20 protein-coding genes are annotated in these 26,061 nt (G+C 71.6%); 15 read left to right on the top strand and 5 right to left on the bottom strand.

All coding sequences use genetic code 11. The annotated features are described in order from the left end of the window. The first annotated feature begins 5 nt into the window (after window positions 1-5). The 3 genes from M2157_RS14710 (at window position 6) to ispG (ending at window position 4,765) form a co-directional block, all read left to right on the top strand. Window positions 6-1,298 (top strand): site-2 protease family protein, encoded by a 1,293-nt coding sequence (locus M2157_RS14710; protein ID WP_280868204.1) that lies wholly within the window; start codon window positions 6-8, stop codon window positions 1,296-1,298. A 183-nt stretch (window positions 1,299-1,481) separates the two neighbouring features. Beyond that, on the top strand, window positions 1,482-3,437 hold the full coding sequence (locus M2157_RS14705) for a recombinase family protein (protein WP_280865458.1): 1,956 nt from the start codon (window positions 1,482-1,484) through the stop codon (window positions 3,435-3,437). 170 nt (window positions 3,438-3,607) lie between these two features. Continuing rightward, complete coding sequence (gene ispG, locus M2157_RS14700; RefSeq protein WP_266527724.1) at window positions 3,608-4,765, top strand: flavodoxin-dependent (E)-4-hydroxy-3-methylbut-2-enyl-diphosphate synthase; 1,158 nt, start codon at window positions 3,608-3,610, stop codon at window positions 4,763-4,765. A 10-nt stretch (window positions 4,766-4,775) separates the two neighbouring features. Here the strand turns inward: ispG and M2157_RS14695 are convergent, their stop codons facing one another. Then, entirely contained in the window at window positions 4,776-5,513 is a 738-nt protein-coding gene (locus tag M2157_RS14695) for a GNAT family N-acetyltransferase (RefSeq protein ID WP_280865457.1), read from the bottom strand. Between the two features lie 125 nt (window positions 5,514-5,638). Here M2157_RS14695 and M2157_RS14690 point away from each other — a divergent pair, with 125 nt between their 5' ends. The 3 genes from M2157_RS14690 to M2157_RS14680 all read left to right on the top strand — a co-directional run bounded on the left by M2157_RS14690 (window position 5,639) and on the right by M2157_RS14680 (window position 8,844). Then, the gene (locus tag M2157_RS14690) at window positions 5,639-6,487 is read left to right on the top strand and encodes a GNAT family N-acetyltransferase (RefSeq protein WP_280862310.1); all 849 of its coding nucleotides are present in this window, start codon (window positions 5,639-5,641) and stop codon (window positions 6,485-6,487) included. A gap of 49 nt (window positions 6,488-6,536) precedes the next feature. Then, entirely contained in the window at window positions 6,537-7,067 is a 531-nt protein-coding gene (locus tag M2157_RS14685) for a GNAT family N-acetyltransferase (RefSeq protein ID WP_280862309.1), read from the top strand. A 73-nt stretch (window positions 7,068-7,140) separates the two neighbouring features. Then, window positions 7,141-8,844 (top strand): proline--tRNA ligase, encoded by a 1,704-nt coding sequence (locus M2157_RS14680; protein WP_280862308.1) that lies wholly within the window; start codon window positions 7,141-7,143, stop codon window positions 8,842-8,844. A gap of 48 nt (window positions 8,845-8,892) precedes the next feature. On the opposite strand, the gene M2157_RS14675 is transcribed toward M2157_RS14680, so the two are convergent. The 3 genes from M2157_RS14675 to M2157_RS14665 are packed head-to-tail and all read right to left on the bottom strand — an operon-like array spanning window position 8,893 to window position 10,815. Next, a complete protein-coding gene (locus M2157_RS14675) occupies window positions 8,893-9,783 on the bottom strand; it encodes an aminoglycoside phosphotransferase family protein (RefSeq protein WP_266558915.1) in 891 nt (296 codons plus the stop codon). 28 nt (window positions 9,784-9,811) lie between these two features. After that, on the bottom strand, window positions 9,812-10,297 hold the full coding sequence (locus M2157_RS14670; RefSeq protein WP_280862307.1) for a ferritin-like domain-containing protein: 486 nt from the start codon (window positions 10,295-10,297) through the stop codon (window positions 9,812-9,814). After that, window positions 10,294-10,815 (bottom strand): hypothetical protein, encoded by a 522-nt coding sequence (locus M2157_RS14665; RefSeq protein WP_280862306.1) that lies wholly within the window; start codon window positions 10,813-10,815, stop codon window positions 10,294-10,296. The genes M2157_RS14670 and M2157_RS14665 overlap by 4 nt, the downstream gene beginning before the upstream one ends. Window positions 10,816-10,989: 174 nt before the next feature. Here M2157_RS14665 and rimP point away from each other — a divergent pair, with 174 nt between their 5' ends. The 9 genes from rimP (at window position 10,990) to M2157_RS14620 (ending at window position 22,863) form a co-directional block, all read left to right on the top strand. After that, the gene (gene rimP / locus M2157_RS14660) at window positions 10,990-11,502 is read left to right on the top strand and encodes a ribosome maturation factor RimP (RefSeq protein WP_280865456.1); all 513 of its coding nucleotides are present in this window, start codon (window positions 10,990-10,992) and stop codon (window positions 11,500-11,502) included. Between the two features lie 2 nt (window positions 11,503-11,504). Next, window positions 11,505-12,491, top strand: a complete 987-nt coding sequence (gene nusA, locus M2157_RS14655) for a transcription termination factor NusA (RefSeq protein WP_057616701.1) — start codon at window positions 11,505-11,507, stop codon at window positions 12,489-12,491. A 129-nt stretch (window positions 12,492-12,620) separates the two neighbouring features. Then, the gene (locus tag M2157_RS14650) at window positions 12,621-12,902 is read left to right on the top strand and encodes a YlxR family protein (protein ID WP_079072482.1); all 282 of its coding nucleotides are present in this window, start codon (window positions 12,621-12,623) and stop codon (window positions 12,900-12,902) included. Between the two features lie 162 nt (window positions 12,903-13,064). Continuing rightward, on the top strand, window positions 13,065-16,211 hold the full coding sequence (infB, locus tag M2157_RS14645; protein WP_280865455.1) for a translation initiation factor IF-2: 3,147 nt from the start codon (window positions 13,065-13,067) through the stop codon (window positions 16,209-16,211). 139 nt (window positions 16,212-16,350) lie between these two features. After that, window positions 16,351-16,644, top strand: coding sequence for a DUF503 domain-containing protein (locus M2157_RS14640; RefSeq protein WP_020122665.1), 294 nt, complete (start codon window positions 16,351-16,353; stop codon window positions 16,642-16,644). Between the two features lie 36 nt (window positions 16,645-16,680). Beyond that, complete coding sequence (gene rbfA, locus M2157_RS14635) at window positions 16,681-17,133, top strand: 30S ribosome-binding factor RbfA (RefSeq protein WP_266558903.1); 453 nt, start codon at window positions 16,681-16,683, stop codon at window positions 17,131-17,133. Beyond that, entirely contained in the window at window positions 17,130-18,035 is a 906-nt protein-coding gene (gene truB, locus M2157_RS14630) for a tRNA pseudouridine(55) synthase TruB (RefSeq protein WP_280862304.1), read from the top strand. Before rbfA ends, truB begins: the two co-directional genes overlap by 4 nt. 243 nt (window positions 18,036-18,278) lie before the next feature. Next, complete coding sequence (locus tag M2157_RS14625) at window positions 18,279-21,788, top strand: trypsin-like peptidase domain-containing protein (protein ID WP_280865454.1); 3,510 nt, start codon at window positions 18,279-18,281, stop codon at window positions 21,786-21,788. A gap of 124 nt (window positions 21,789-21,912) precedes the next feature. Further along, window positions 21,913-22,863 (top strand): bifunctional riboflavin kinase/FAD synthetase, encoded by a 951-nt coding sequence (locus M2157_RS14620; protein WP_280862302.1) that lies wholly within the window; start codon window positions 21,913-21,915, stop codon window positions 22,861-22,863. A 70-nt stretch (window positions 22,864-22,933) separates the two neighbouring features. Here the strand turns inward: M2157_RS14620 and M2157_RS14615 are convergent, their stop codons facing one another. Further along, window positions 22,934-26,005 carry an SCO5717 family growth-regulating ATPase gene (locus M2157_RS14615; RefSeq protein ID WP_280865453.1) on the bottom strand — a complete coding sequence of 1,024 codons (3,072 nt, stop codon included), beginning with the start codon at window positions 26,003-26,005 and terminating at the stop codon, window positions 22,934-22,936. Window positions 26,006-26,061: the final 56 nt, after the last annotated feature.

Raw genomic sequence — 26,061 nt, 5'->3', positions numbered from 1 at the left:
CCCTGATGTTCATCCTCGGCATAGGGCTCTTCGCCTTCGGCCTTCTGGTGTCGATCGCGTGGCACGAGCTGGGGCACCTGTCCTTCGCCAAGCTCTTCGGCATCCGCGTGCCGCAGTACATGGTCGGCTTCGGGCCGACCGTGTTCTCGCGCAAGAAGGGCGAGACGGAGTACGGCATCAAGGCCATCCCCTTCGGCGGCTACATCCGCATGATCGGCATGTTCCCGCCCGGCGACGACGGCCGTATCAGCGCCCGCTCCACCTCCCCCTGGCGCGGCATGATCGAGGACGCCCGCTCGGCCGCCTTCGAGGAGCTCCAGCCCGGCGACGAGAAACGCCTCTTCTACACCCGTAAGCCCTGGAAACGCGTCATCGTGATGTTCGCGGGCCCCTTCGCGAACCTCATCCTCGCGGTGGCGCTGTTCCTCACGGTCCTCATGGGCTTCGGCATCTCCCAGCAGACCAACACGGTCAGCTCCGTCTCCAAGTGCGTGATCTCGCAGAGCCAGAACCGCCAGACCTGCAAGGCCTCCGACCCCGCGTCCCCGGCCGCGGCGGCCGGCCTCAAGGCGGGCGACAAGATCCTGGCGTTCAACGGGGTACGGACGGACGACTGGAACAAGCTCTCCGACCTCATCCGCGCCAACCCCGACAAGACGGTCCCGATCGTCGTCGAGCGCGACGGCAAGGACGTCACCCTCACCGCGAAGATCGCCTCCAACCAGGTCGCCAAGAAGGACTCCAGCGGCCAGTACGTCCCCGGCGAGTACGTCACCGCCGGCTTCCTCGGCTTCAGCGCCGCCACCGGCATCGTCAAGCAGGACTTCGGCGACTCCGTGGTCTGGATGGGCGAGCGCGTCGGCGACGCCGTCGACTCCCTCGCCGCCCTGCCCGGCAAGATCCCGGCCCTGTGGAACGCGGCCTTCGACGACGCCCCGCGCGAGCCGGACTCCCCGATGGGCGTGGTCGGCGCGGCGAGGGTGGGCGGCGAGATCTTCACGCTCGACATTCCCCCGACCCAGCAGCTCGCCATGGCGCTGATGCTGGTCGCGGGCTTCAACCTCTCCCTGTTCCTCTTCAACATGCTGCCGCTGCTGCCCCTGGACGGCGGCCACATCGCGGGCGCCCTGTGGGAGTCCCTGCGCCGCAACCTGGCGAAGGTCCTCAAGCGTCCGGACCCGGGCCCGTTCGACGTGGCGAAGCTGATGCCGGTGGCTTATGTGGTGGCGGGAATCTTCATCTGCTTTACGGTCCTCGTTTTGATCGCGGATGTAGTTAATCCGGTCAAAATCAGCTGAGAATCGGTCATTTTCTATCGCGATGGTGATAGCGCCTCGCCTTTCGCTCGTGTAGCTCACACGGGTGAAAGGCGAGGCTTATTCGTACGGAGCAGGTGCGGACTTCGTACGTTCTTGCTGTTCATGGGTGACCCCAGCGGTGCGCCAACACCCTGGGGTCTGGCCAGTCTCGAAGGGACTGACATGCAGCAAGGTACTGCGCCGTGCGCAGAAGACAAGGGCAAAGGTTCCGAGGCGCTCGCCGTCGCCGCGTACATGCGGGTCTCGACAGCGGAGCAGAAGAGAAGGTACGGAATTCCGGCTCAGGCCGACGCCACTCGAACGTTCGTGGAGAAGCGCTCGCCGTGGCGAATCGCGGGATATTGGGAAGAGCTCGGCGAATCAGGCTCGACGACTTCGAGGCCTGCACTGAATGAGCTGCTCGCGGAAATCGCCAGGGGCCGGTTCGACGTCGTACTCGTGTCAAGCCTTGATCGTTTGGGGCGGACCGAAGCAGCCATCTGGTGCTGTCTCTGGCAGATCGAGGATGCCGGGGCTGTACTTGAGTGCTGCGACCAGACATTGGGGAAACCGGGACTCGACAGGTGGCTAACCATCGACCGGCTGGCACAGGCAGTAGAGGCGGACTACTGCCGTATCCTCACCCGAACCCAGTCAGGTCGGCAGCTCAAGGCAGTCGGCGGCGGTTGGCCGGGCGGCCCGGCTCCCTACGGTTACAGGATCAGTGGGAAAGGCGTCTTCGGATCGACTCTTGAGATCGATCCGACTGAGGCCGCGGTGGTGAGGCTTCTGGCAGACCTTGTGATCGAAGGTGGCCGGACCCTCACGGATCTTGCCGAGGAACTGAACAGGCGGGGCATTCTCACGCGCAGCGGCAGGCGTTGGACAAGGGCCAACCTCCACCGACGGCTGAAGAGCGCGGCGTTTCTCGGAGAAGCCGTCTTTCGCCGCTCTGATCAGCAATGGGGTGGCCATTGCACCAAGCTTGATGGCTCCGGACGACCCCTGTACGGCGAGAGCGTGGTGATCCCTCTGCCTCCGATCCTCGCCGCGGACCGGAGCCGTGCCTTTCAGCAAGCGCTGGCGGAACTGGCCCGGCCGCGCAGGATTCCCTTGGGGGAGTATCCGCTCACCGGGCGAATTCATGGTCCGTGCAAACGGCCCTACGTCGGGTGCTTCCGCAGCAACGACGGGGTGCGGACGTACCGCTGCTCCGGATGGCAGGAAAAGGTCCCCTGCGGTTGCTTCTTCCTGCGTGCTGATCACGTCGAGGAAAAGGTGGCGCGACACGTCAATGCCCTGCTGGCATCCATGCCACCCCATGCTCGGCCGATGCTGTCGGCCTCCTCCGAATCGCAGACGCGGCTGATCCTGCATGCTGAGCGAGTGAGGTCTCTGGAGCGGCTGGTCGCGCAGTGTGCGGAGGAGCTGGACGGATTGCGGTGCCAGGCCCAGCACAGTCGTGTCGTTGCAGCTGCGCTGCGGCAGCTTGAAGCTGACAAGGGGGCGTTGGAGCGCGTCCTCGCTCATGCACGGGACTGGCTGGCGGAGCTTGAGGCCCGAGTTCGCAAGGATGCCCGGCTCACAGCTGTCCTAGGGTCAGCCGTACCTGACAGCGAGGCTCTGTTGCCTTCGGAACAGCGATGCCTGATCGAGCAGCTCAAGGTGCGAGTCGACATCGTGGACGCGGAGTTTCGGTACCGCGAGGGGACGAAGTGCTTGACGATCCAGTGGCACGAGCGCACGGGGACGCCTGTTCCTCCCGATCCCACGGACAGCCTGTGGGTCCGCATCGACGAGTTGCTCCGCACCAGGTACCGGCCGCACCATTTCCGTTCGCCGCTCGATCTACGGGCTGCCCTCACGGGGATGCTTCATCGTCTGCGCACGGGCATCCTGTGGCGTGATCTTCCCGAGCGTTTCGGCGACCCTGGGAAAGTCCGGCTCCGACAGCGAACCTGGTTGGCCGACGGCGTGTGGGCGGAGATCGTGGAAATCCTCAGCGAGGAGGGAGAGGGCACTCCTGTGCAGAGCCACGGAACCGCTCCGGCACTGTCCATCAGTTCGGGGTGCGTCGCTGAGTCACAGCCCGGTATCTCGCTCGGTGCCCGCGTGGTTAACCCGGTGAGAATCTCCTAGTCATACGGCGTTCGAGGCGGCCCGGCACGGTGTGTGCCGGGCCGCTCTCCATTGAGTGGGTTTGAGGGCCGGGATGTGCTCGTGCCCGGGCTCTTGCCGTAATCTCGAAGTCCGGAGCCCGGCGCTGACGGGACCTGGACCTTGATCCACGACTTGGGGTTGCACAGCAGATGACTGCGATTTCTCTCGGCATGCCGTCCGTTCCGACCAGGCTCGCCGAGCGCCGGAAGAGCCGGCAGATCCAGGTCGGCACGGTCGCGGTGGGCGGCGACGCCCCGGTGTCGGTCCAGTCCATGACGACGACCCGTACGTCCGACATCGGCGCCACCCTGCAGCAGATCGCCGAGCTCACGGCGTCCGGCTGCCAGATCGTGCGCGTGGCCTGCCCGACCCAGGACGACGCCGACGCCCTCGCGACCATCGCGCGCAAGTCGCAGATCCCGGTGATCGCGGACATCCACTTCCAGCCCAAGTACGTGTTCGCCGCGATCGAGGCCGGCTGCGCGGCCGTACGCGTCAATCCCGGCAACATCAAGCAGTTCGACGACAAGGTGAAGGAGATCGCGCGGGCCGCGAAGGACCACGGCACGCCGATCCGGATCGGCGTCAACGCGGGTTCGCTGGACCGCCGGCTGCTCCAGAAGTACGGCAAGGCGACCCCCGAGGCGCTGGCAGAGTCCGCCCTGTGGGAGGCCTCGCTCTTCGAGGAGCACGACTTCCGGGACATCAAGATCTCGGTCAAGCACAACGACCCGGTCGTGATGGTCGAGGCGTACCGCCAGCTCGCCGCCCAGTGCGACTACCCGCTGCACCTCGGCGTGACCGAGGCGGGCCCCGCCTTCCAGGGCACGATCAAGTCGGCCGTGGCCTTCGGCGCGCTGCTCTCCCAGGGCATCGGCGACACCATCCGGGTGTCGCTGAGCGCCCCGCCGGTCGAGGAGGTCAAGGTCGGCAACCAGATCCTGGAGTCCCTGAACCTCAAGCAGCGGGGCCTGGAGATCGTCTCCTGCCCGTCCTGCGGCCGCGCCCAGGTCGACGTCTACAAGCTGGCCGAAGAGGTCACCGCGGGCCTGACCGGCATGGAGGTCCCGCTCCGCGTCGCGGTCATGGGCTGCGTGGTGAACGGCCCCGGCGAGGCCCGCGAGGCGGACCTCGGCGTCGCCTCCGGCAACGGCAAGGGCCAGATCTTCGTCAAGGGCGAGGTCATCAAGACCGTCCCCGAGTCGAAGATCGTGGAGACCCTCATCGAAGAGGCGATGAAGATCGCCGAACAGATGGAGGCGGACGGCATCGCCTCCGGCGAGCCGTCGGTGTCGGTCGCGGGCTGACGTCCGTGGCTCACCGGTGCCGCATCCAGACGTTCGGCTCCCGATAGAGGCCGACGTCGGCGTCCCGGTCGACCCGCAGCACACTCAGCCCGTCCGGGATGACGTAGTCGCCGGACTCGGGGAGGGCGAGGTTCGTCCAGCCCTCCCACTCGGCGACCGTGCCGGTCATCGTCTGTGAGACGGGGGCCGGGGCGAGGATCCGGGCGCCGAGCCGTTCGTGGGTCCGGATCCAGGGATCGAGGGCGGTCCCGTCCTGTCGCCGCCAGTGCATGAACGACTCGATGGGCGTCAGCGGATAGCGGGCCTTGGTCGTGGGCCGCACGGGCGCGACGACCCGAGCCAGCCCCGCGTCCTGTCCGGCCTCCCGCAAGGCGGTGAGCATGCGCCCGGCGAGCCCCTGCCCCTTGAGCGACGGGGTGACGATCGCCCCGCAGATCACCAGGGTGTCGGGTTCGACGCCCTGCTCATGAACCTCGACGGCCCGCACCAGCGCGTCCGTGTATCCCGAGGGCAGCGCGTCGGCCCGGCCGTCCCACCGCAGCGGCACGCCCCACCCGGCGGCGACGGGGACCCCGTCCGCGTCCACCAGCATCAGATCCAGCCCCGCGAAGAACTCCCGTACCCGGCCGATGCACTCTTTCACCAGCCGATCGGCGGTGACGAACGGGGGGAAGCCCTCGCCGAACAACTCCGCGAGCTGCTCGTCGGGCCATTTCCGGGCGTCGGATCGCACAGGCGTCGAGATCATCCGACGTTCCTATCAGCGCGGGTCGGCTGTGTCAGCAACGAACGGCCCCTGAACTGGGGGCGGCACGGCTCAGCTTCCGCAGGTACAGTGCGGAGATCAGCAGACCCCAGTGTGAGGCCCCGCCCGTGTTGACCCAGACGACCTCCCGGGTCCTCGAACCGAGCGACCTGGACGCCGCGCTCGCCGTGCTCGACCGCGATCCGGTCGCGAACGCCTTCGTGACGTCGAGGGTCCAGGTCGCCGGCCTCGACCCGTGGCGGCTCGGCGGCGAGATGTGGGGCTGGTACGAGGACGGCATGCTCACGTCCCTCTGCTACGCCGGCGCCAACCTGGTCCCGATCTGCGCGACCCCCCGGGCCGTCCGCGCCTTCGCCGACCGCGCCCGGCGTTCCGGCCGCCGCTGCTCCTCCATCGTCGGCCCCGCCGAACCCACCGCCCAGCTCTGGCGCCTGCTGGAACCCAGCTGGGGCCCGGCGCGGGAGGTCCGTGCCCAGCAGCCCCTCATGGTCACCGACCGCATGCCCACCGACATCGCCCCGGATCCGTACGTCCGCCGCATCCGCAAGGACGAGATGGAAACGATCATGCCGGCGTGCGTGGCGATGTTCACGGAAGAGGTCGGCGTCTCCCCGCTGGCCGGCGACGGTGGCCTCCTCTACCAGGCCCGCGTCGCCGAACTGGTCGGTTCCGGCCGCTCGTTCGCCCGCCTCGACGAACACGGCAAGGTCGTCTTCAAGGCGGAGATCGGCGCCGCGACGGACCGGGCCTGCCAGATCCAGGGCGTGTGGGTGGCCCCCGAGTACCGGGGCAGGGGAGTGGCGGCCCCGGGGATGGCGGCGGTACTGCGGTACGCCCTGGAGGACGTGGCCCCGGTGGTGAGCCTGTACGTCAACGACTTCAACACCCCGGCGAGGCGGACGTACGCAAGGGTGGGCTTCCGGGAGATCGGCGCCTTCATGAGCATCCTCTTCTGAGCCGACCCGCGCCCGGCACACCACGGAAACCCCCCTGTACCCTGCCCGCATGGACCTCGTCATCGGCCCCCTGGACCTGTCCGCCCACGTGGACGAGGCCCTGGCAGTACAGGCCATCGCATTCGGCCTCGGCGCCGACGAGGTAGCGGTCCGCCGCCAGATCGTGCTCCGCCACATGACCTATCCCGGTGCGAGAGCCCTCGGCGCGACCGTCGGAGGGCACCTCGTCGGATTCGTGTACGGCATGCCCAACAACCGCACCCACTGGTGGTCCACCGTCGTGGAGCCCTACCTCCGCGCGCAGCACAACGACAACTGGCTCGACAACTCGTTCGTGATCACCGAGCTCCATGTCCACCCCCACCACCAGAACCGCGGCATCGGCCGCACCCTGATCACCACGATCACCGACAGCGCCGCCGAGCCCCGCTCGATCCTCTCCGCGATCGACACCGACAGCCCGGCCCGCGGCCTGTACCACTCCCTCGGCTACCAGGACCTCGCCCGCCAGGTCCTCTTCCCGAGCGCCCCGAAGCCGTACGCCGTGATGGGCGCACCGCTGCCCCTGCGCCGCCGCTGAACCAATTTCCACCGGCACAGCCCGCCCGGCTACCCTCCTGGCATCACCTAGACGCAGCAGGAGTACGAGAACCATGGCGAACGCACCGGTCCAGCGCATGTCCCAGTTGATGGCGAAGACGCTGCGCGACGACCCGGCGGACGCCGAGGTCCTCAGTCACAAGCTGCTCGTCCGCGCCGGGTACGTCCGCCGGACCGCGGCCGGCATCTGGAGCTGGCTGCCGCTCGGCAAGAAGGTGCTGGCCAACGTCGAGCGGATCGTCCGCGAGGAGATGGACGCGATCGGCGCCCAGGAGGTGCTGCTCCCCGCCATCCTGCCGCGCGAGCCGTACGAGGCGACCGGCCGCTGGCAGGAGTACGGCCCCGAGCTGTTCCGCCTCCAGGACCGCAAGGGCGGCGACTACCTTCTCGGCCCGACCCACGAGGAGATCTTCACCCTGCTGGTGAAGGATCAGGCGTCCTCCTACAAGGACCTGCCGGTCATCCTCTACCAGATCCAGAACAAGTACCGGGACGAGGCCCGCCCGCGGGCCGGCGTCCTGCGCGGCCGTGAGTTCCTGATGAAGGACTCGTACTCCTTCGACACCGAGGACGAGGGACTGGCGCAGTCCTACGCCCTGCACCGCCAGGCCTACCAGAAGGTCTTCGAGCGCCTGGGCCTCGACTACCGCATCTGCGCCGCCACCGCCGGCGCGATGGGCGGCTCCAAGTCGGAGGAGTTCCTCGCCCCCGCCGAGGCCGGCGAGGACACCTTCGCGGACTGCCCGAACTGCGATTTCGCGGCCAACACCGAGGCGATCAGCTACGAGTTGAAGCCGGTGGACGCGGACGGCGTCGCCGCCCTCGAGGAGATCCCCACCCCCGACACCCCGACCATCGAGACCCTCGCCGCCCACCTCGGCGTCGAGGCCTCCGACACCCTCAAGAACCTCCTCGTGAAGGTCGACGGCGAGATCGTGGCCGTCGGCGTTCCCGGCGACCGCGAGGTCGACATGGGCAAGGTCGAGGCGCACTTCGCGCCCGCCGCCGTGGAGCTGGTGGGCGCCGAGGACTTCGTCGGCCGTCCCGACCTCGTCCGCGGTTACGTCGGTCCGCAGGGCCTGGGCGAGAAGGTGAAGTACATCGCCGACCCGCGGGTGGCCCCCGGCACCGCCTGGATCACCGGCGCCAACAAGGAGCACACGCACGCGAAGAACGTCGTCGCGGGCCGTGACTTCGAGGTCGACGAGTACGTCGACGTCGTGGTCGTCCAGGAGGGCGACCCGTGCCCGAAGTGCGGCACCGGCCTCAAGCTGGACCGCGCCATCGAGATCGGCCACATCTTCCAGCTCGGCCGCAAGTACGCCGACGCCCTCAAGCTCGATGTCCTCGGCCAGAACGGCAAGCCGGTCCGCGTGACCATGGGCTCCTACGGCATCGGCGTCTCCCGCGCGGTCGCCGCCCTCGCCGAGCAGTCCGCCGACGACAAGGGCCTGTGCTGGCCCGCCGAGGTCGCCCCGGCCGACGTGCATGTCGTCGCCGCCGGCAAGGCCCTCCAGATCGAACTGGCCCTCGACGTCTCCGAGAAGCTGCGGGAGGCGGGCCTCAGGGTCCTCGTCGACGACCGCGCCGGGGTCTCCCCGGGTGTGAAGTTCACCGACTCCGAGCTCATCGGCGTACCGAAGATCCTGGTCGCGGGCCGCCGCTCCGCCGAGGGTGTCCTGGAGCTCAAGGACCGCCGCAGCGGTGAGCGCGAGGAGCTGACGGTGGACGAGGCGATCGCCCGCCTGACCGCCTGAGAAAGCGCGTACGGCGGCGGTCGCACCGGCGGCCGCCGCCGTACGGTCTCAAAGCCACCCGGCGAACTCCAGCAGCAACTCGGCATCCTTCGGCCGCCCCACCCGCAGCGCCCGGACCCCGGACTCCACGGCCCGGAACAGCGTCCATCCCCGCAACCGCTCCTGATCCACCTCCAGCGACTCCGCGAGCCGCTTGATCCGCCGGCGGGTCGTCGCCGCCCCCGACGGCGAGGCGATCAGGTCCTCCACCCGGTCCCGCACCAGCCGGGCGAGATCGAACGCGCACTCCCCGACGACAGGATCAGGCCCGACAGCGAGCCAGGGTGACCGGACACCGGAAAGCACCTTGCTCTGCCGGAACGTCCCGTGCAGCAACCGCTCCTCCGGCGGCGCGGCCAGCAACGACTCCCGCGCATCGAGAGCCGCGCTCACCAGCCCCGCCACCTCCGCGGAAGCACCCCGCATGACCGCGGCCTGCCGCCCGGTCCGCTCGGCCACCGTCTCGAAGACATGGTCACCGGGCGGCTCCACCCACAGCCGCCGCAGCGCCCCGGCAGCCTCGAGCAGCGCTTTCGCCTCCGGCAGGGACCGCACGGACACATCCGGATGCAGCCGCTCCAGCAGTAGCACTCCCTCGGCGACAAAGGGCTCCAGCAGCTGTACGGCCCCCCGCCCGTCCCAGTGCGCGAGCGCCGCCCGCTCGCTCTCCGGCCGGGCCCGGGCCGGGGCCAGCTTGAGCACGGCCGGCGTCCCGTCAGCACGCCGCACGAGCACCACGAGGCTGCTGCGTCCCCCGGGCACCTGAACCCGCTCCACGGTCAACTCGCGCAGCGCGACGGCCTGTTCGGCGGTCTCGGGCAGCCTCTCCACCCAGTCGTCGCCGTCCGGCGCGCTCTCGCCGAGCGCCCGCACCAGCCGCTGCGGTGGTTCGAAAGCCATGCGCGAGTCGTTTCCTTCCTGTACCGCGTTACGCCGTGGGAGCCGACGAGGAAGCCGGACCATGGGCCGAGGACGTCACCGTGACCGCCCGCTCGGCGAGCCCAGGGAAGGCTACGCTCCCGCCGCGCCAGCGCACCGCCCGCACCGCGGCCTCCCGCAGCGCCTCGGCGGCCGTGCTCCGCCGCCCGCCCTCTGTTGCCCGCACCAGATCGGAGTACACCCCGGCCACCCGCTCCTCCAGGTCGGCGGCGAGCCGTACCGCCGCGGCCGAGTCCGGCACCGGGAAGGGCAGCGCGTACGCCGCGGCCGCGGCCACCGGCTTTCCGCCCATGTGCCGCACCTGGCGCACCAGCCCGTCCCGCCGGGCCCGGTGGGCGTCATAGGCGGCCCGGGCCTCGGCTCGCCGGACCTCACCGATCCGGCCGCCGACGACGCCGTAGCCGTACACGGCCGCGTGCTCGGCGGCCAGCGCCTTCTGAAAGGCCTCCAGCTCCTTGTCGTTGTCGTCGCTCACCGGATCCCCTCCATCAGCAGATAGGCGTGCCCCGCACCGGCCGCCGCCACGGAGGCCAGCAGCCGGGCCAGCTCGCCCGGTACGTCCAGCAGCGCCTTGGCCCGCCGGTCCGCGAGTGCCCGTTCGGCGGCGGCGAGCTGGGCGAGGGCGTCCTTCTCGGTCGTGGGCGCCGTGACCGACGGTGAGGGCGAGGCCTGCGACGCGACGGGCGAGGACTTGGCGACCCTCTCCCCGAACGCCTCCACATGCCGCACCGCTTCCGCCCGCAACGGCCCCAGCCGCTCCGCCAGCGCCGGATGGGCGGCGAGGACGGCGTCGTACCGCTCGACGATCCCCCGGCTGTCCTGAGCCGCACGCACGCGTGCCCGCTCGACGACGGACGGACTTCCGGCGGTGCCCTCCTCGGTGCTCCCGGTCCCGTCGGAGCAGCCGGCCAGCAGGGCGCCCCCGGCGACCGAGGCGAGCAGGGATCTTCTGCGCGGCCCCGAGGGGACGTGCGGCGGAGGGGGGTACGGCACGACAGACGTCCTCAGGAAGCTCGTACGAACACATGGGCGGAGGTCAGCCCGCTGGCGATCACGGTACCCGCGCATCCGAGGTCACCTGGACGGCAACACCCCCCGCGACCGGATACCCTTTGACCAGACACGCGACCTACCCACAACAGCACACGCGGCCGAGGAGTCACCCGGATGAGCACGACCCAGAGCGAGAGGCTGCGAGAGCTCCTGGAACCGCTCGTCACCTCCCAGGGCCTGGATCTCGAAGAGATCGCAGTGGACTCCGTAGGACGAAAGCGAGTGCTGCGCGTCGTCGTCGACTCGGACACCGGTGCCGACCTGGACCAGATCGCCGATGTGAGCCGCGCGCTCTCGGCGAAGCTCGACGAGAGCGACGCGATGGGCGCGGGGGAGTACACCCTCGAGGTCGGTACCCCGGGCGCGGAGCGCCTCCTCAAGGAGCACCGTCACTATCTGCGGGCCGTGGACCGGCTGGTGAAGTTCCAGTTGACCGAGGGCGGCGAACTGGTCGCCAGGATCCTGCAGGTCGACGACGAAGGCCTCGACGTCGAAGTGCCCGGCGTGAAGGGCCGCAAGGCCACCGCCCGCAGACTCGCCTTCTCCGACTTCGACAAGGCGCGCGTGCAGGTCGAGTTCAGCCGCAAGGACAGCAAGAACGAAAACGAGCAGGAAGAGGAGGCGTAGCCGTGGACATCGACATGAGTGCCCTGCGGGGCTTGGTACGGGAGAAGGAGATCTCCTTCGACCTGTTGGTCGAGGCGATCGAGTCGGCCCTCCTCATCGCCTACCACCGCACCGAGGGAAGCCGCCGTCACGCGCGCGTGGAGCTCAACCGCGAGAGCGGCCATGTGACCGTGTGGGCGAAGGAGGACCCCGAGGACCTGGAGGAGGGGCAGGAGGCCCGCGAGTTCGACGACACCCCGTCCGGCTTCGGCCGTATCGCCGCCACCACCGCCAAGCAGGTCATCCTGCAGCGGCTGCGCGACGCCGAGGACGACGCGACGCTCGGTGAGTACGCGGGGCGCGAGGGCGACATCGTCATGGGCGTGGTCCAGCAGGGCCGCGACCCGAAGAACGTGCTCGTCGACATCGGCAAGCTGGAGGCCATCCTGCCGGTGCAGGAGCAGGTCCCCGGCGAGACGTATCCGCACGGGATGCGGCTGCGGTCGTACGTCGTACGCGTGGCGAGGGGTGTGCGTGGTCCGTCCGTCACCCTGTCCCGCACGCACCCCAATCTGGTGAAGAAGCTCTTCGCCCTGGAGGTGCCGGAGATCGCCGACGGGTCCGTCGAGATCGCCGCGATCGCCCGCGAGGCCGGTCACCGCACCAAGATCGCCGTCCGGTCCACCCGTTCGGGCCTGAACGCCAAGGGCGCCTGCATCGGCCCCATGGGCGGACGTGTGCGCAATGTCATGGGTGAGCTGAACGGTGAGAAGATCGACATCGTCGACTGGTCGGACGACCCGGCCGAGATGGTCGCCAACGCGCTGTCGCCGGCCCGGGTGTCCAAGGTCGAGGTCGTGGACATGGCCGCCCGCTCCGCGCGGGTGACGGTCCCCGACTACCAGCTCTCCCTCGCCATCGGCAAGGAGGGGCAGAACGCCCGGCTCGCGGCCCGGCTCACCGGCTGGCGGATCGACATCCGGCCGGACACCGAGCAGGCCGGCGAGTAGCGCCGGCGGATGGCGCCGGTGACGGGCGCCGGGGAATAGATCCAAGCCGCAGGTGGCTTAGATCACGACAACAACCGTTCGATCGCTGCCCCCAAGGGGTGAGGTCGGTACGGGGAGGTAGACTTAAGAGTGTCTGGCCGGACGCCCGCCCGAGCATGCCCTGAACGCACCTGTGTGGGTTGCAGGCAGCGAGCGGCCAAGACCGATCTGCTGCGCATCGTGGCGATCGAGGACGCATGCGTTCCCGATCCTCGCGGTACGCTGCCCGGCCGGGGTGCGTATGTACACCCCGCCCTGGTCTGTCTCGACCAGGCGGTACGCCGCCGGGCGTTCACGAGGGCGTTGCGCGCCCCGGGAGCGCTCGACATAAAGGCGTTGCGCCAGTACGTCGAGCAGACAGACAGTTGCTGAGCAGGCAACACCGTAAGAAGCGTCGCGCGGAACCCCCGTGCGGCCCTGGTACCCCGCGAGTTGGAAGTAGGTCGAGATTGCGATGAGCACTCGATGAGCACGCGATGAGTACGCCCATGAAGTAGCGACGGTCCGGACGCACCCGGACCTAAAAGGAGCGAAGTGGCTAAGGTCCGGGTATACGAACTCGCCAAGGAGTTCGGGGTGGAGAGCAAGGTCGTCATGGCCAAGCTCCAAGAACTCGGTGAATTCGTCCGTTCGGCGTCTTCGACCATCGAAGCGCCCGTTGTCCGTAAGTTGACGGACGCCCTCCAGCAGGGCAACGGAGGCGGCAAGCCCGCCCCCGCACGCAAGGCTGCCCCGGCCAGGCCGGCAGCCCCCTCTCCCGCGCAGGCCGCCCGTCCGGCCGCCCCGCGCCCGCCGGCTCCCAAGCCGGCCGCCGCCGAGAGGCCCGCGGCTCCCGCCGCCCCGGCCGCTCCCGGCTCCCGTCCCACTCCGGGCCCGAAGCCCGCACCGGCGCCGCGGCCCGCCCCGGCGTCCCCGGCTCCGACCACGCCCGAGTTCACGGCACCGCCGGCGGCTCCCGCCGCACCGGCCTCCCAGGGCCAGGGCCAGGGTTCCGGCCCGCGTCCGGGTGCTCCGCGTCCGGCCTCCCAGGCCCCTCGTCCGGGCGCCCCGCGTCCGGCCGGCGGTCCCGGCCAGGGCGGCCAGGGCCGTGGTGAGCGCGGCGACCGTCCCGGCGCTCCGCGTCCGGGCGGCCAAGGTGCCCGTCCCGGCGCTCGTCCGGCCGGTCCCCGTCCGGGCAACAACCCCTTCACCTCTGGTGGCTCCACCGGCATGGCGCGCCCGCAGGCGCCCCGTCCGGGCGGTGCCCCGCGCCCCGGCGGCCCTGGTGGTCCCGGTGAGCGTCCCGGCGGCGCCCCGCGTCCGCAGGGCCAGGGCCAGGGCGGTCCCCGTCCCCAGGGCGCGGCGGGCGGTCCCCGTCCGCAGGCTCCGGGCGGCTCGCGTCCGACCCCGGGCGGCATGCCCCGTCCGCAGGGCGGTCCCCGTCCCGGTGGCGGTGGCCCCGGCGGCCCGCGTCCCAACCCCGGCATGATGCCGCAGCGTCCGGCTGCCGGCCCGCGTCCCGGCGGCGGTGGCCCCGGTGGCCGCGGTCCCGGTGGCGGTGGCGGTCGTCCCGGTGGCGGTGGCGGCGGTCGTCCCGGTGGCGGCGGCGGTTTCGCCGGTCGTCCCGGTGGCGGTGGCGGCGGCTTCGCCGGTCGTCCCGCGGGTCCCGGTGGCGGTGGCGGCGGTTTCGCCGGCCGTCCGGGTGGTCCCGGCGGTGGCGGCGGCGGTCGTCCCGGCTTCGGTGGTCGTCCCGGCGGTCCCGGTGGCCGTGGTGGCACGCAGGGCGCCTTCGGTCGTCCCGGCGGGCCCGCGCGTCGCGGTCGCAAGTCGAAGCGGCAGAGGCGCCAGGAGTACGAGGCCATGCAGGCCCCGTCGGTCGGCGGCGTGATGCTGCCTCGCGGCAACGGCGAAGCCATTCGCCTGTCGCGCGGTGCGTCGCTCACCGACTTCGCGGAGAAGATCAACGCCAACCCGGCGTCCCTCGTCGCGGTCATGATGAACCTCGGCGAGATGGTCACCGCCACCCAGTCCGTCTCCGACGAGACGCTGCAGCTCCTCGCGGGCGAGATGAACTACACGGTTCAGATCGTCAGCCCCGAGGAGGAGGACCGCGAGCTGCTCGAGTCCTTCGACATCGAGTTCGGCGAGGACGAGGGCGACGACGAGGACCTGGTCGTCCGTCCGCCGGTCGTGACCGTCATGGGTCACGTCGACCACGGTAAGACCCGGCTCCTCGACGCCATCCGCAAGACGAACGTCATCGCGGGCGAGGCCGGCGGCATCACCCAGCACATCGGTGCCTACCAGGTCTCCACCCAGGTCAACGAGGAAGACCGCGCGATCACCTTCATCGACACCCCGGGTCACGAGGCGTTCACCGCCATGCGTGCCCGTGGTGCCCGGTCGACGGACATCGCGATCCTGGTCGTCGCGGCCAACGACGGCGTCATGCCGCAGACGGTCGAGGCGCTCAACCACGCCAAGGCGGCCGACGTCCCGATCGTCGTCGCGGTCAACAAGATCGACGTCGAGGGTGCCGACCCGACCAAGGTGCGCGGTCAGCTGACCGAGTACGGCCTGGTGGCCGAGGAGTACGGCGGCGACACCATGTTCGTCGACATCTCCGCCAAGCAGGGTCTGAACATCGACTCCCTGCTGGAAGCGGTCGTCCTGACCGCCGACGCCTCGCTCGACCTGCGGGCCAACCCGAACCAGGACGCGCAGGGCATCTCGATCGAGTCCCGTCTCGACCGCGGCCGTGGTGCCGTGGCGACGGTCCTCGTCCAGCGAGGCACCCTGCGGGTCGGCGACACGATGGTCGTGGGCGACGCCTACGGCCGAGTCCGCGCCATGCTCGACGACAACGGCAACAACGTCGCCGAGGCGGGTCCGTCCACGCCGGTCCAGGTGCTGGGTCTGACCAACGTCCCGGGTGCCGGCGACAACTTCCTCGTCGTCGAGGAGGACCGTACGGCCCGTCAGATCGCGGAGAAGCGTGCGGCGCGCGAGCGCAACGCGGCCTTCGCGAAGCGCACGCGCCGTGTGTCGCTCGAGGACCTGGACAAGGTGCTCAAGGCCGGCGAGGTCCAGCAGCTCAACCTCATCATCAAGGGTGACGCTTCTGGTTCCGTCGAGGCCCTCGAGTCCTCCCTGCTCCAGCTGGACGTCGGCGAAGAGGTCGACATCCGCGTCCTGCACCGCGGTGTCGGTGCGGTCACGGAGTCGGACATCGACCTGGCGATGGGCTCCGACGCCATCGTGATCGGCTTCAACGTCCGCGCGGCAGGCCGCGCGGCGCAGATGGCCGAGCGCGAGGGTGTGGACGTCCGGTACTACTCGGTCATCTACCAGGCGATCGAGGAGATCGAGGCGGCCCTCAAGGGCATGCTCAAGCCGGAGTACGAAGAGGTCGAGCTCGGTACAGCGGAGATCCGCGAGGTCTTCCGCTCGTCCAAGCTGGGCAACATCGCCGGTGTGCTGGTCCGCTCCGGCGAGGTCAAGCGCAACACCAAGGCGCGGTTGCTGCGCGATGGCAAGGTCATCGCGGAGAGCCTCACCATCTCCGGTCTGCGCCGCTTCAAGGACGACGTCACCGAGATCCGCGAAGGCTTCGAGGGTGGTATCAACCTCGGAAACTTCAACGACATCAAGGTCGACGACGTCATCGCGACGTACGAGATGCGCGAGAAGCCGCGCGGCTGACCGTCGTAGCACGCGATCGGGGCCGGTCGGCGGACGTAATATCCGTCGATCGGCCCCGGCCGTTGCGTGTACGGTTCCCCGTACCGGCGTCCAAGCGCGGCGCCCGTACCCCGAACCGGCGGGACATCCGGATACACACATGTATGTGGGGACTCTGTCCTTCGACCTGCTCCTCGGTGACGTCCACTCGCTGAAGGAGAAACGCTCTCTCGTCCGTCCGATCGTGGCCGAGCTCCAGCGCAAGTACGCGGTGAGCGCGGCGGAGACGGGCAATCAGAACCTCCACCGCAGGGCCGAGATCGGGCTCGCGGTGGTCTCCGGGGACACGGGACACCTCACCGACGTGCTGGACCGCTGCGAGCGGCTGGTCGCCGGGCGGCCCGAGGTGGAACTGCTCTCGGTTCGACGCAGACTCCACAGCGACGAAGACTGAAGCAAGCAGCAAGACAGTTACTAAGGAGACGGACCAGTGGCCGACAACGCGCGCGCCAAGAGGCTGGCGGACCTCATCCGAGAGGTGGTGGCCCAGAAGCTGCTGCGCGGGATCAAGGACCCGCGGCTCGGCTCACACGTCACCATCACGGACACCCGGGTCACGGGTGACCTGCGGGAGGCGACCGTCTTCTACACGGTGTACGGCGGCGACGAGGAGCGGGCGGCCGCGGCCGCCGGACTGGAGAGCGCCAAGGGCGTGCTCCGCTCCGCGGTCGGCGCGGCGGCGGGCGTGAAGTTCACCCCGACGCTGACCTTCGTGGCCGATGCGCTGCCCGACACCGCCAAGACCATCGACGACCTCCTCGACAAGGCACGCCAGTCCGACGAGAAGGTGCGTGAGGTCTCGGCCGGCGCCAAGTACGCCGGCGACGCCGACCCGTACCGGAAGCCGGGCGACGAGGACGAGACGGACGACGCCGCCGAATGACCCAGAAGAACCCGCCGCCCGACGGCCTTGTCATCGTCGACAAGCCGTCGGGCTTCACTTCGCACGACGTGGTCGCCAAGATGCGCGGGATCGCCAGGACCCGCCGCGTCGGACACGCCGGCACCCTCGACCCCATGGCGACGGGCGTGCTGGTCCTCGGTGTCGAGAAGGCCACCAAGCTCCTCGGGCACCTCGCGCTGACCGAGAAGGAGTACCTGGGCACGATCCGGCTCGGCCAGACGACGCTGACCGACGACGCGGAGGGCGAGATCACGGGGTCGGCGGACGCCTCGAAGGTCACCCGAGAGGCCGTCGACGCCGGGATCGCCAAGCTGAGCGGCGACATCATGCAGGTGCCGTCCAAGGTCAGCGCCATCAAGATCGACGGCGTGCGCTCCTACAAACGGGCGCGTGAGGGCGAGGAGTTCGAGATTCCCGCCCGCCCGGTCACCATCTCTTCGTTCGCGGTCCACGACGTCCGGGACGCGGTCGCCGAGGACGGCACGGCCGTTTTGGATCTGGTCGTGTCGGTGGTCTGCTCGTCCGGCACCTACATCCGGGCCCTCGCCCGCGACCTGGGCGCGGACCTGGGCGTCGGAGGCCATCTGACGGCTCTGCGCCGCACGCGCGTGGGCCCGTACAAGCTGGACTCGGCCAGGACCCTCGACCAGCTCCAGCAGGAGCTGACGGTGATGCCGATCGCCGAGGCCGCGACAGCCGCGTTCCCCCGCTGGGACGTCGACGACCGCCGGGCCAAGCTGCTCACCAACGGCGTACGGCTCGACATGCCCGACGAGTACACGGGCGCCGGTACGGTGGCCGTCTTCGACCCCGAGGGCCGCTTCCTGGCGCTGGTCGAGGAACAGAAGGGCAAGGCGAAGAGCCTGGCCGTCTTCGGCTAGGTACCGAGGCTGTTTGCCCGTGGAGCGGCGATCACGGGGTTGTGCCGCCGCTCCACGGTCCCCCCTCGGTTCCCCCACCCCTAGGGTGTATCCGCCCGTCCCCATCCATTCACCCGCGTGGGCAGGCGCTCGGAGTGAACCGGGGGAGTGGAAGGGGGCGCGTTCACCACACGATCTGTGCCGCCGATCACCGCACGCCTACCGTCGAAAACAGGAACGTGCGTACGGCGGGGAGGTACGGCCATGGCGGCAGAAGGTGACTCCGCCGACGAAACGGTGCCTCTCGCCTCCGGCGCCGGTGCGGAGGTGCCGGGGCGGCGGGAAGGAGTCGTGGGGGAGACGGGTCGGTCTGCGGGGGCCGGGGGGCAGGTTCCCCGTGCCGGGCGGGACGCGGATCTCGTGCGGATTCTTGATCTGGCCGGTCGGCCCCGCGGGATCGGGTTCGTGGCCGATCACCGTGGCACCGTCGTCACCAGCCATGAGGCCGTCGACGGACTGGCCCGGCTCGTGCTGCACGCCGGTGGTGACCGCAGTTGCGTGGTGTCCGCCGATGCCGTGACCGCGCTGCCCGAGCTGGACCTGGCGCTCGTCCGTGCCGAAGGACTCGGCGTGGACCCGTTGCCGGTGTCCGTGCGCGACACCGTCGAGACCGGCACCTACGTCCGGCTCCCCGCCGGCTGCTGGCGCGAGGCCCGTGTGCTCGGCGCGGCCTCCGTGACGTACACCGCCACCGCCCGCTTCCATCTCCTCGAAGACGTCCTGGAGTTGGCGATCGGCACCGCGGGACGGGACGCCCTGCGGCTGGGCGGCGGGGCCGCCGGGGGCCCCGTGCTCGACGCCGGGACCGGCGCGGTGGTCGCCGTCCTCGGCACCGCCCTGCAGTGCGGCCACCGCGACAGCGGATACGCGGTCCCGCTCCGCTCCGCCCGGACCGGCCCCCTCGCCGACCTGCTCGCGGAGAACGCGGCGACGGTCCCGGCGTACGGCGCCGACCTCAACCTCGCCGGCGTGCTGGAACTGACGGCCACCTCGGTGGGCCAGGACGGCCCGCCGGGCGCGCTCGCCGGACACGTCGGCCGGGGAGACCCGACCGAGCCGGTCGAACGGGCCGCGGTGACAAGGGAGTTCGCCGCTTTCACCGAGGGCCCGGCCGGCATCCTCGGCCTCGTCGGACCGCCCGGCAGCGGCCGTACGACACAACTCGCGGCCCTCGCCGCCCGCCGCCACCGCGGGCCCGCCCCGGCCCCCACTCTCTGGCTGCGCGGCGCCGACCTCGAGGACACCGACGCCTCGGTGGCCGACGCGGCGAGCCGAGCGCTCACCAGGGCCGCCCGGATCGTGGCCACCTCCACGGACACCGTCCCCGTCGACCTGGGCGACACCACCCCCGAGCGGCTGGCCCGGCTGTCCCGCACCGCAGGCCGCCCCCTGTTCCTTCTCCTCGACAGTCCCGAGGAGATGCCCCCGGTCCTGGCCCACCGCCTCGCCGAATGGACGGAGGGCACGGCGAAGTGGCTCGCGGAGACGGGGGCGCGGCTGGTGGTGGCGTGCCGGGAGGAGTACTGGGAGGGCGCGGGCTTCCCGGAGGAGCTGCTGTACGGCAAGCCGGAGGGGCACCTTCCGCCCTGCGTACGCCTCGCCGACCTCACCGACGAGGAGGCCCGCCGCGCCCGGGCCCGCCACACCCTCCCCGAAGGCATCCTCACCGCCCCCGACGACCGGCACCCCCTCACCCTCCGGCTCCTCTCCGAGGTTCGCGCGGCTCTCCCGGACGCCCCGCACGCCCCCGTGGACCGGGACGAGGTCTTCTCGGCGTACCTCGACCTGATGTGCCTGCGCGTCGCGGTACGGCTGGCCACGGCGAGCGGCCTGCGCGGCGCCGCCGTCCGCCGGCTCGCCGCGAAGGTCTCCGGCCAGGTGCACGAGGCCGCCCGCCGCAGCCTCGGTCCCGGGCAGGGGGAGCTGGACCGGGAGTCGTTCGAGGCGGTGTTCCCCTGGGGCCAGGCGCCGAAGCGGCTCGGCGGCACCGGCTGGGCCTCCGCCGTCCTCACCGAGGGCCTCCTCGTCCCCGCCGGCAGCGGCTACCGCTTCGCCCACGAAGAACTCGCCGACTGGCTCCAGGGCACCCACCTCGACCTGGACGAGGCCCTGCGCGCCCTGGTCCACCGCCGCCGCACCGGCCGAGAGCACCCCCTCCCCGTGCCGCACCACCGCATCGGCCCCGTCGTCCAGGCCCTGCTCCTCGTCGCCCGCCAGCACGGCGCACCGCAACTGGCGTACCGGCTGGAGGAGTTGCTCCACGCCCTCGACGCCGACCCGCACTCCTGGTGGGCTGCCCGCCTACTCACCGAGACCCTGCTCCGCGTGCCCGACGCGACGCCGTACACCGATGTCCTGCGGCGGCTCACCGACCGCCTGGTGGCCCGGCGCCGCCAGGAGGAACCAGTCCCACCCGCGTTCGGGCCCGCCTTCTGGACCGCCCTTGCGCTCCCGCCCGCCGCCCGCTTCGACCTGCTGCGCCGCCTCGTCCTCGCCGACGGGCCCCCGCACGAGCCCGGCCCCCGGTTCCTGGACGCCGTGGCAGAACTGCTGGCCACGAACCCCACCGCCGTACAGCCGCATCTCGCCCGGTGGTTCGACGACGAGCGGCCGCTGCCCGCGACCCCGCACGCGACCGTGGCGAAGGCCGCTCAGGCGCTGCTGCACACGCACCGGACCCGGGCCCTGGACGACCTCACCGAGATCCTCGTCGGCTGTGCGCACCGGCGGGCCGACGAACTGCTCGCCGTGCTGGCCGAGGACGAGCCGTCGGCGGTGTGCCGGGCCGTGGACCGGTGGGCGCACGACGAGCGGCCGGCGAGGCGGGTGGCGGCGGTGGCGTACGGACTGCGGACCGCCCCGCACGTACGCACCGGGGCCGACCGCGAACTCCTGCGCTACGCCGCCCTCGCGCTGCTCGCCCGCCCCGAGGACTGCACCCTGCACGGCGGTGCGCTCGCCCTGCTCGTGCGCGACCCGCGCACGCGTGCCCGTCATCTCCCGCAGGCGCTCGGGCACTTCGCGGCCGGCGATCCGCAGTTCCCGCCCGGCGCGCTGATCCCCGCGCTCGCCACCGACCCCGATCCGGTCCTGGAGGCCTTCCGGGCGCGGCTGCGCGGACCGGGCGCCGGGGAGGCGCTGCGCACGCTCGCCGACGTCACCACGCCCTCCCTGGCCCGCCGGGTGGCCGTGCTGGTGCGGGAGACGGTCCAGCGGCGCCCGGAGACCGCCGGGGACGTCGCCGCGTACGTCGACCGGCGCCTCGACCAGGGCCCCGCCGCCCGGGCCGTGCTCCTCCCGCTGGTCACCGGGCTGCTCGACGGCGCCTCGGAACGGGTGCGGGCCGCGCTGGCGGCCGTGCTCGTCGGCCCGGGCACCCCCGCCTCCGGCCCGCTGCGCCGGGAACTCCTCGCATTCCTCCTGGACCACGAACGGGAGCCGGCGGTCCTGGTCGCCCTGCTGCCCGCGGCCGCCGCACACGGCGGGGACGGCATCCGCGACCTCGTCCGGCGCACGGGCCTCCTCCTCGTCCGCACCCCGCTGGGCGCGACCCGCTTCGACCGCGCTCTCGTCGACCTCGGGCGGCACGTACCCGGGTTCGCCGTGCTGGTGGCCGGCTGGCTCGCCGACGCCCCGCAGGAGTGGGCGGGAGTGGTCGGCCCCAGCGCCCGGCGGATGATCGAGAACCTGGCGGGGGTACGGGTTCCGGCCTGACTCCGCGTGCGTCGAGTCACAGCCCCCATGCCGATGCGAGCGACGGGCACGCGGCATGGCACCCTTAGACCTGCGTAAGTCGCAAGAGTCAATACGGACACGGGTTCGACGAGGAGCGGTCACAGTGCAGCGCTGGCGTGGCTTGGAGGACATCCCCGAGGACTGGGGGCGCAGCGTCGTCACCATCGGTTCCTACGACGGGGTCCACCGCGGGCACCAGCTGATCATCCGGCATGCCGTGGACCGGGCACGCGAGCTGGGCGTCCCCTCGGTCGTCGTCACCTTCGACCCGCACCCCAGCGAGGTCGTCCGCCCCGGCAGTCACCCGCCGCTGCTGGCCCCGCACCACCGCCGCGCCGAGCTCATGGCCGAGCTGGGCGTGGACGCGCTCCTGATCCTCCCCTTCACCACGGAGTTCTCGAAGCTCTCGCCCGCCGACTTCGTCGTCAAGGTCCTGGTCGACAAGCTGCACGCCAAGGCGGCCGTCGAGGGCCCCAACTTCCGTTTCGGCCACAAGGCCGCGGGCAACGTCGACTTCCTCGTCGAGCAGGGCAAGACGTACGACTTCGAGGTCGAGATCGTCGACCTGTACGTGTCGGGCACGGCAGGCGGCGGCGAGCCCTTCTCCTCCACCCTGACCCGGCGCCTGGTCGCCGCAGGTGACGTGGAGGGCGCCCTGGAGATCCTGGGCCGCCCGCACCGGGTGGAGGGTGTGGTCGTCCGCGGAGCCCAGCGAGGGCGCGAGCTCGGTTTCCCGACCGCCAACGTCGAGACCCTCCCGCACACCGCCATCCCCGCCGACGGCGTCTACGCCGGCTGGCTGCACGCCCAGGGCGAGGCGATGCCGGCGGCGATCTCCGTCGGCACCAACCCGCAGTTCGACGGCACCGAGCGCACGGTGGAGGCGTACGCGATCGACCGCGTCGGGCTCGACCTGTACGGGCTGCACGTGGCGGTGGACTTCCTCGCCTATGTGCGCGGACAGCAGAAGTTCGAGTCGCTGGACGCGCTGCTGAAGGCGATGGCCGAGGACGTGAAGCGGTGCAGTGAGCTGATCGAGGCCGCGGAGGCCTGAAGCGCGTAGAGACGAAGAACGAGGGCCGGCACCTTTGTGGTGCCGGCCCTCTTTCGTCTACCGCTTTCGTTTACTGCTGCGGCGGCTGTCCCGCGTTCGGGTCGTACGGCGGCTGCGGGAACCCGGGCTGCTGCTGGCCCGGCTGACCCGGCTGGCCGGTCTGCCAGGGCTGGCCGGGCTGTGCGCCGGGGAAGCCCTGGAACGGCGGCTGGGGCTGCTGCGGCTGCGCGGCCGGGGCCTGTTGGTGACCCGGCATCGGAGGAGCCATGGTCGGCGGCTGGTGGCCGCCCTGCCCCGTCCACAGGCCCTGCTCCTGCTGGGCCCGCACGAAGTCCTCGGCCACCATCGCGGCGAGGTCGAAGTACGCCTCCCGGACCTTCGGCCGCATCATGTCGAGGTCGACCTCGGCACCGGCCGCCAGGTGCTCGTCGAACGGTACGACGATCACGCCCCGGCAGCGCTGCTCGAAGTGGGTGACGATGTCCTCCACCTTGATCATCTTGCCGGTCTCGCGGACACCCGAGATCACGGTGATGGACCGCGAGACCAGGGACGCGTACCCGTGCGCCGACAGCCAGTCCAGCGTCGTACTGGCGCTGCTCGCGCCGTCCACCGACGGGGTCGAGATGATGATCAGCTGGTCGGCGAGGTCGAGGACCCCGCGCATGGCGCTGTAGAGCAGACCCGTGCCCGAGTCCGTGAGGATGATCGGGTACTGGCGGCCCAGCACGTCGATCGCGCGCCGGTAGTCCTCGTCGTTGAACGTCGTGGACACGGCAGGGTCGACGTCGTTGGCGATGATCTCGAGGCCCGAGGCCGCCTGGGACGTGAACCGGCGGATGTCCATGTACGAGTTGAGGTACGGGATCGCCTGGACCAGGTCACGGATGGTGGCGCCGGTCTCGCGCCGCACCCGGCGGCCGAGGGTGCCGGCGTCCGGGTTGGCGTCGATGGCGAGGATCTTGTCCTGCCGTTCGGTGGCGAGGGTGGAGCCGAGGGCGGTGGTCGTGGTCGTCTTGCCCACGCCGCCCTTGAGGCTGATCACCGCGATCCGGTAGCAGGACAGCACCGGGGTGCGGATGAGGTCGAGCTTGCGTTGCCTCTCCTGCTCCTCCTTCTTGCCGCCGAGCTTGAACTTCGAGCCACCGGGAGTGGGGCGGCTGCTCTTGGCCTTCTGCTTCTTGCTGTTGACCAGCCGGTCCGAGGTCAGCTCGACCGCGGCGTTGTAGCCGAGCGGCGCGCCCGCGCCGGCGACCTGCTGCCGCTGGTCGTGCTGGACGGCCGCGGGCCAGGCTCCACCGGTACGGGGGTCCACGCCGGGCTGGCCCGGAGCGCCCGCGTAGGGGCCGGGCTGGGGTGCCTGCGGCGGCTGCTGTCCCGGGAACTGCGGCTGCCCCGGCTGGGGCTGCGGCTGCGCCGGGGGCGGCGGCACGGGTTGACCCGGCTGGCCCGGCTGACCCGGCTGGCCCGGCTGGCCGGGCTGTGCGGGGGCCTGCTGCTGGGGGTAGCCGTAGCCGCTCTGGTCGGGCTGGGGGGCGGGCGGTTGCGGGAAGCCGTAACCGCTCTGAGGGTTCGGGGGAGCGGGGGGCTGCGGGAAGCCGTAACCGCTCTGAGGGTTGGGGGGCGCGGGCTGCTGGGGGTAGCCGTAGCCGCCCTGGCCGGGCTGGGGCGCAGGGGGCTGGGGGAAGCCGTAGCCGCTCTGCGGGTTCTGCGGGGCGGGGGGCTGCGGGTAGCCGTAACCGCCCTGTGCCGGCTGGCCCTCGGGCTGCGGCGGGGTGGCCGGCCAGCCCCCGGGCGCCGGTTGCGGGGCCTGGGGCTGGGGCGCGGCCGTCGGCTGCGCGGGCGGGAGCGGGGCACCGGGCTGTCCGCCCGTCGTCCACTCCGGGGCCGACGTCGGTGCCGTACCGGGGGCCGCCGACGCGAACTGAGGCGGGAGGGGCGGGACGGCGCCCTGGGGAGCCGGCGGCGGGCGCCAGCCTTCCTGCTGGGCTTCGGGCTGTTCGGGCGTGGGGCTCTGGGCGGGCCGGGGCTGCTCGGGTGCGGCGGCGGCCTGCGGTGCCTGGGCCTGGTCCGGTGCGGCGGTCTGCGTGGTCGGGGCGTCGGGCGCGGCTGCCTGCGGTTCGGCGTCAGCGCTCGGGGCGGAGGCCGGGGGTGTGTTGGCTTCCGGTGCTTCCGGTGCCTCGGGTGCTTCCGGTGCCGTGGCGACCGTGCCCTCGTCGGTTCCGGGCTCGTCGGCGGATGCGGATGCGGATGCGGAGGCGGCTCCGGCCTCGCTCGGGGACGGGGCCGCCGGTGCCTCGGCGTCCGCCTCCGCGGACCCCTGCGGGGCTTCGGCGGGGGCCGGAGGCTCGGGGGCGGTGGGGGCGGTGGGGGCGGTGGGCGCCTCCGGCGACGGGGCGGCGGGGGGCTGGGGGGCGCTCGTCGCCGTGGCGGAGGCGGAGGGCGCGTCGATACGGCCTTCCGCTTCACCTCCGGCGGAAGCCGCGCCGCCGTCTGCGGTGGGGGAGCCGGGAGCCACTGGGGGCGCGGGAGGTGCGGGCGCTACAGGGGAGACGGGAGTCGCGGCAGCAGCCACCGGGGCCACGGGGGGTGCGGGAGCGACCGGCGCCGCGGGCGGTGCCACTGGAGCGGGCGACTGCGGATAGCCGTAGCCGCTCTGGGGGTTCGGGGGCGCGGGGGGCTGCGGGTAGCCGTAGCCGGTCTGCGGGTTCGGGGGCGCGGGCGGCTGGGGGTAGCCGTAGCCGCTCTGGGGGTTCGGGGGCGCGGGCGGCTGGGGGTAGCCGTAGCCGTAGCCGCTCTGCGGGGGCTGGGGGGTCGCGCCGGGATTCCCCGCCCACGGCGGGGGCGGTGGCGCAGCGCCGGCCGGACCCGCGGACGGGTCGAACTGCGGGCCGGGGATGGGAGCCGACGGTGCGGAACCGGACGTATCGGGGTAACCGGGGTGCGGTGCAGGCGCGGTGGGGGCAGCGGCGGGCGCGGGAGGTTCCGCCTCGGCCTCGGGCGCCGCGCTCTGCGTGTACCAGGCAGGCGCGGCGTAGTCGATGGTGAACTCGCCCGTCATCTCGGTGGCGGACTCCGCGTCGGACTGGTCGTCGCTGGGCGTGGTCCAGCCCGCGCGCAGCCCGTCCCGATCGCTCTGCACAATTCCTCCTGGTGTGGGGTCGAGCACCCTCGTGCCGTGTGGGCACTCACGTGCCG

This window comes from Streptomyces sp. SAI-127 (assembly GCF_029894425.1).
In the GTDB taxonomy this organism is placed as follows: domain Bacteria; phylum Actinomycetota; class Actinomycetes; order Streptomycetales; family Streptomycetaceae; genus Streptomyces.
This window is presented reverse-complemented; position numbering and strand designations above follow the sequence as displayed.